Origin of the sequence: Rhizobium sp. SEMIA 4085 (assembly GCF_013004495.1) — a bacterium.
GTDB lineage: Bacteria > Pseudomonadota > Alphaproteobacteria > Rhizobiales > Rhizobiaceae > Rhizobium > Rhizobium gallicum.
On record NZ_JABEPH010000396.1, the window covers coordinates 1 to 5,139 of the forward strand.

At 63.2% G+C, this 5,139-nt stretch carries 4 protein-coding genes and 1 pseudogene; 2 read left to right on the top strand and 3 right to left on the bottom strand.

Features of this window, described 5'->3' with window-relative positions; genetic code table 11:
- Window positions 1-180 precede the first annotated feature (180 nt).
- A pseudogene (locus tag C9413_RS27450) lies at window positions 181-1,017 on the top strand (ATP-binding cassette domain-containing protein); the annotation flags it as partial.
- A gap of 66 nt (window positions 1,018-1,083) precedes the next feature.
- On the opposite strand, the gene C9413_RS27455 reads toward C9413_RS27450, so the two are convergent.
- A complete protein-coding gene (locus tag C9413_RS27455; RefSeq protein ID WP_170251166.1) occupies window positions 1,084-2,535 on the bottom strand; it encodes an MFS transporter in 1,452 nt (483 codons plus the stop codon).
- A gap of 241 nt (window positions 2,536-2,776) precedes the next feature.
- Between C9413_RS27455 and C9413_RS27460 the strand changes: the two genes are divergently transcribed.
- Window positions 2,777-3,709: a LysR family transcriptional regulator gene (locus tag C9413_RS27460; protein WP_039844621.1), complete on the top strand. Its 933-nt coding sequence runs from the start codon at window positions 2,777-2,779 to the stop codon at window positions 3,707-3,709.
- Here C9413_RS27460 and C9413_RS27465 read toward each other — a convergent pair.
- Together C9413_RS27465 and C9413_RS27470 are read right to left on the bottom strand one after the other, a co-directional pair.
- On the bottom strand, window positions 3,684-4,193 hold the full coding sequence (locus C9413_RS27465; protein ID WP_039844622.1) for a hypothetical protein: 510 nt from the start codon (window positions 4,191-4,193) through the stop codon (window positions 3,684-3,686). The two genes, C9413_RS27460 and C9413_RS27465, sit on opposite strands and share 26 nt — an antisense overlap.
- A gap of 4 nt (window positions 4,194-4,197) precedes the next feature.
- The gene (locus tag C9413_RS27470) at window positions 4,198-4,971 is read right to left on the bottom strand and encodes an NAD kinase (RefSeq protein ID WP_039844623.1); all 774 of its coding nucleotides are present in this window, start codon (window positions 4,969-4,971) and stop codon (window positions 4,198-4,200) included.
- Window positions 4,972-5,139: the final 168 nt, after the last annotated feature.

The following is a 5,139-nucleotide window of genomic DNA, read 5'->3' on the forward strand; positions in this document are numbered from 1 at the left end:
CTCTCTCATCCTTTTTTTTCTCTGTCCCCCGCATCTGTCTATCGTCTCCCCCCTTTATTCTTCTTTTTACTCGGGTGTCTGCTTTTCTTTCCGTCGGGGTCTTCCGTGCAGACCTTCCTCCCTTTCCTCCTTGCTTGGGGGTGCCGGTTTGTTCTGTTGCGCCTCCTCTCCATTTCCCCCCGCCTCTGGCAGGAGGGCTATACCGGTTTCGTTCGGGCCATGGAGATCCTCGAGATCGCACCGGACGTCTTCGATCGCCCGGCCGCCCGTCCCATGCCGGCTCCAAGGGGTGAGATCAGTTTTTCCGACGTCGTCTTCGGCTACGAGTCGGATTGCCCCAAGGTGCTCGAGCGACTCTCGCTTACCATTGCGCCGGGCGAGTTCGTGGCCTTGGTTGGTCCTTCAGGGGTGGGCAAGAGCACGCTTTGCGCGCTCATCCCGCGCTTTTACGATGTGCAGGCCGGGGTGATCCGCATTGACGGTACCGACATTCGCGACGTGACGCTCTCCTCACTGCGGCGACATGTCGGGGTGGTGCAGCAGGACGTCTATCTCTTTGCCGGCACCGTGGCGGAGAATCTTCGCTACGGCCGGCCCGACGCGACCGATGCCGAGGTCGAGGCCGCCGCCCGTGCCGCCAACGCTCACGACTTCATCACGGCTCTGCCAAATGGCTACGCGACCGATATCGGCCAACGCGGTGTCAAGCTTTCGGGCGGCCAGCGGCAGCGCCTCACGATAGCGCGCGCTTTCCTCAAGGATCCGGCAATCCTGATCTTCGACGAGGCCACCAGCGCGCTCGACAACGAGAGCGAACGGGCGGTTCAGAAGGCGCTGCTCAATCTCGCGAACGGCCGAACCACCCTGGTCATCGCCCACCGCCTCTCCACCGTCCGCCATGCCGACCGCATCCTGGTGCTCACAGGCGATGGCATCATCGAAGAGGGCACCCATAACGACCTCATGGCGCAGCAAGGCGTCTATGCCAACCTGCACAGCGTGCAGGCAAGCATTTGACCACTGGCCCGCCGCAACGGTGGCGGGCGGGGGGTCAAAAGCGGCCAGAGCGGGCTTCAGGCCGTCTTAAGCCGACCTGTCCCCGCGAGGCGGGGGACGCATGGCAAGGGCGCGGCCTTGGACGGCGATGGCGATCGCGACGGCGGTCAGAGCCGCCGCGACGGCGAAGGTGACCTGCATGCCGGTGGCAACGGCTTCGGGACCTGCCGTCGTGATATCGGTCGTCATCGCGGCAAAGGAGAACACGGCGCCCATGACGGAAGCGCCGGTGATAAGCCCGAGATTGCGCGACAGGCTGAGCAGGCCGGAAACGACGCCCCGCCGATCGGAGGGGATGCCCGTCATGACGGCGGTGTTGTTGGCTGCCTGGAACAACTGATAACCAGGGGTCAGGACGGCGATGGCGGCAATGTAGCCGGCAACGCCGAACATTGCCGGAAGAACGGATAGGGCAACTGTACCGACGGCCATTTCGATGAGCCCGACGATGACCACGAACGGCGCGCCCAAACGGTCGACCAGACGGCCAGCCGGGGCGCCGGTCAGCGCCGAGACAACCGGGCCAATCGACATGACCATTCCAACGAACGCCGCGTTGAGCCCGAGCGCACGGGAGAGATAGAACGGGCTTACCACCAGCGTCGCCATCATTATCGTCGAGACGAGGGTGTTCATGGCAAGGTTGGCGCTGAACTCAAAATTGCGAAATGCTGCCAATGGGATCAAGGGCGATGCCACCTTCGCCTCGGTGAAAACAAAGAGGACGATGCCGGTGAGTGCAAGCGTCAGGAGCGTCGCATTCAGCGTGCCGAAATGGCCGCGCCCTATCGTCATGGCGAGAGCATAGGCGGCGAGCGCGCCGGCAAGCAGCAGTGTGCCCAGAGCGTCGAAGCCAGGGCGGTCCGTTTTCGGCGTATCGCGGTCGACGGGCAGGAAATGGTGGGCAAGAAAAAAGGCCAGCAGACCGAGCGGGATGTTGACGAGAAAGATTGCCCGCCAGCCGAGCCAGGCGATCGCAATGCCGCCAAGCGACGGACCGAGCGCGGTGCCGATTGCCGACATCGCTCCAAGCAGTCCGATGGCGCTGCCGGTTCTTTGCTTGGGGACCGTCTCGCCGACGAACGCCATGGTCAGCGCCATCAGGACGGCGGCGCCGAGGCCCTGCGCGGCACGGGCGGCAACCAGCCACCAGAGCGAGGGCGCAAGGCCGCAGAGCGCCGAGGCGACAACAAACACGACCAGCCCCGCCAGGAGAACCCTGCGGCGCCCGGCAATGTCGCCCAGCCGTCCGATGCCGACGATCAAGATCGTGATCGCCAGGAGGTAGGCAAGAATGACCCACTGCACCTGTTGGAATGGTGCGACGAACACCTGAGCCAATGTCGGCAAGGCGACATTGGCAATGCTGGTGCCGAGCGAAGGTAGCAGCATGGATAGGCAAAGGCCGGCAAGCGCCCATCGAACCGAGCTTGCCGGGGTTATGCCATCGTTGGTGGGGTCATCTGTGCAGGAGGTCATCGGCCCTTTCCCCTCAGACTTCTACGAGGCTGTTGACGACCCGGCGCGCGAGCGGTTGCGGCAACGAAGACGCCAGCGAAGGCGGCAGGAACAAATCGGACCGATATCATGAAGAGCTGCTCCAAAATGGCGTTAGGGCAGAGATAGCTCGCGGCCAGATGGGGCGGAAGGTGCATCATATGCATCTCATTCGTGCGTTTGACGCCATGTCATCTTGCACCGATCGTGCTATGGTCGCCGCATGTCGCATCCCGATCTCAATCTGCTTATCACCCTAGATGTGCTCCTGACGGAATGCAGCGTCGCCCGCGCCGCCAGAAGGCTGCGGCTAAGCCCGTCCGCGATGAGCCGCGCGCTGGCGCGATTGCGGGAGGCGACCGGCGATCCGCTGCTGGTTCGAGCCGGACGCGGCCTTGTTGCGACGCCGCGGGCGATCGAGCTTCGCGAGCGCGTCGGCCAGCTCGTGCAGGACGCTAAAGCCGTTCTGCGTCCCGTCGAGACACTCGACCTGACACGGCTTGTGCAGACATTCACGCTCAGAAACCAGGATGGCTTTGTCGAGAATTTCGGACCTGATCTCGTTGCACGTGTCGGCAAACAGGCGCCGGGCGTGCAGTTGCGTTTCGTACCTAAGCCGGACAGGGACAGCGCGCCGCTGCGCGACGGAAGCGTTGACCTGGAAACGGGCGTCGTCGGAAAAGCCATGGGGCCGGAGGTGCGCGCGCAAGCGCTGTTCCGAGACCGCTTCGTCGGCGTTGTCCGGATGGGGCATCCGTTGTGCGAGGTTGCGATCACGCCTGCCGATTACGCTGCCGGCCGGCACATCCTCATCTCGCGGCGAGGGCTCGCCAGGGGGCCGGTTGATGACGCGCTTGAGCCATTCGACCTGAAGCGGGAGATTGTAACGGTCGTTGGCGGCTTTTCGGAAGCTCTGGCTCTGGCGCGTGCCTCGGATCTCATCGCCAGTGTCCCCGAACGCTATACGGGAAACCTGCGTGACGGGATGTTCTCTTTCCCTCTGCCGGTTTCGCCGCCGGACATTACGATCTCGCTGTTGTGGCACCCGCGGACGGACCTCGATCCGGCGCATCGCTGGCTGCGCGAGTGCGTTCGGGAGGTCTGTGCGGGCAGGCCGCCGGCTCGAGCAGTCAGTTCGTCGCCTTCTCTATGGTGATCTCGCCGAATTCGTCGATCAGCACGGTCCAGCCCTCGGACTCGGCATTCGGATCGGTCTTCAGGTAGACCGTGGCGAAGAGGCCGGGCTGCTTGCCCATGCCCGTGGAACTTTCCGGACGGATATCGGTGACATAGGGTTTGAGCTGCGTGAACTCGTCGAGCTCGACGCTTGAGACGATTTCCGGGCCGCTGTCGGCCTGCGCGATTTGCTGCAGGTAGATTTTCGAAGTCTTGTCCGGCTGGCGGACGGAAAAGAGCTTGTAATAGCCGCGGCGCGGCTGGAGTTGCGTCTTTGCCGGATCGCTTGCTGCGCCCGGCGCACGCTCGATTGCGATATCCGCACGGCTTTCCTCCCAATAGCCGGTGCTGGTTGCAAAGATCACGGCGGGCGGAAGGATCGTGTCGGCCGGCGTAACAGCCTTGGCAAGGCCTGCCGGGCCGGTGAAGAGCGCTGCGGCAAGAAGAGCGGTTCGAAGCTGCATGGCCTCAATCCTCGAATTGTTCGGCAAGAATGCGATCCGACCATGAGCGGTCCGGATCGGAAAGGATGCGCGCCGTCATGTGCTCCGACTGGGCGATGCGGATATGCAGCACGGATTTGACCTCGGCATTGTCGGCAACCGCATTCACAGGCCGCTTTTCGGCCTCGAGAATATGGATGTCGACCGTCACCTTGTTCGGCAGCAGCGCGCCGCGCCAGCGGCGCGGGCGGAAGGCGCTGACCGGCGTCATGGCAAGCAGCGGCGCTTCCAGCGGCAGGATCGGGCCGTGGGCTGAAAGGTTATAGGCGGTGGAGCCCGCGGGCGTTGCCACCATGAGGCCGTCGCAGATCAGTTCCGCGAGACGCACATGCCCGTCGACCTCGACGCGCAGCTTGGCGGCCTGATAGGACTGACGGAAGAGCGAGACTTCGTTGATGGCGAGTGCCGTGGAATTGGTGCCGTCGGCGTTGGCCGTCGTCATCTGCAGGGGATGGAAGGCATTCTCGACGGCCGCGCAGATGCGGTCCTGCAGTTTTTCGGTGCGATAGTCGTTCATCAGGAAACCGACAGAACCGCGGTTCATGCCATAGACGAGCTTGCCGGAATTCATCGTGCTGTGCAGCGTCTGCAGCATGAAGCCGTCGCCGCCGAGCGCCACGATGACATCGGCTTCCTCGGCGGGAACCTCCCCATAAAGGCCAATCAACTCTTCCCGAGCGGCAAGCGCCTCTGTTGCCGAGGAAGCGAGGAAACAAAGCGTCTGAAATGAACGGCCCATGTGATGCCCTTTATGATCTTCGCCTAGCTAAAGGATAAAGGGCTTATGCGACAAGGTATTTTGCGCGCAAGCAGACTCTGCCGCCTGCGCTGTGGGATGGCGAAGAGGTGATGGCGGCTGCTATTTCTGCTCTCTCGTGCCCGGCGCTGCTTCGCGCTGATCCTTGTC

Bases quoted from the DNA above. Each gene is read 5' to 3' on its own strand.
- C9413_RS27455 (WP_170251166.1), bottom strand. From the start codon at position 2,535: ATGACCTCCTGCACAGATGACCCCACCAACGATGGCATAACCCCGGCA.
- C9413_RS27460 (WP_039844621.1), top strand. From the start codon at position 2,777: ATGTCGCATCCCGATCTCAATCTGCTTATCACCCTAGATGTGCTCCTG.
- C9413_RS27465 (WP_039844622.1), bottom strand. From the start codon at position 4,193: ATGCAGCTTCGAACCGCTCTTCTTGCCGCAGCGCTCTTCACCGGCCCG.
- C9413_RS27470 (WP_039844623.1), bottom strand. From the start codon at position 4,971: ATGGGCCGTTCATTTCAGACGCTTTGTTTCCTCGCTTCCTCGGCAACA.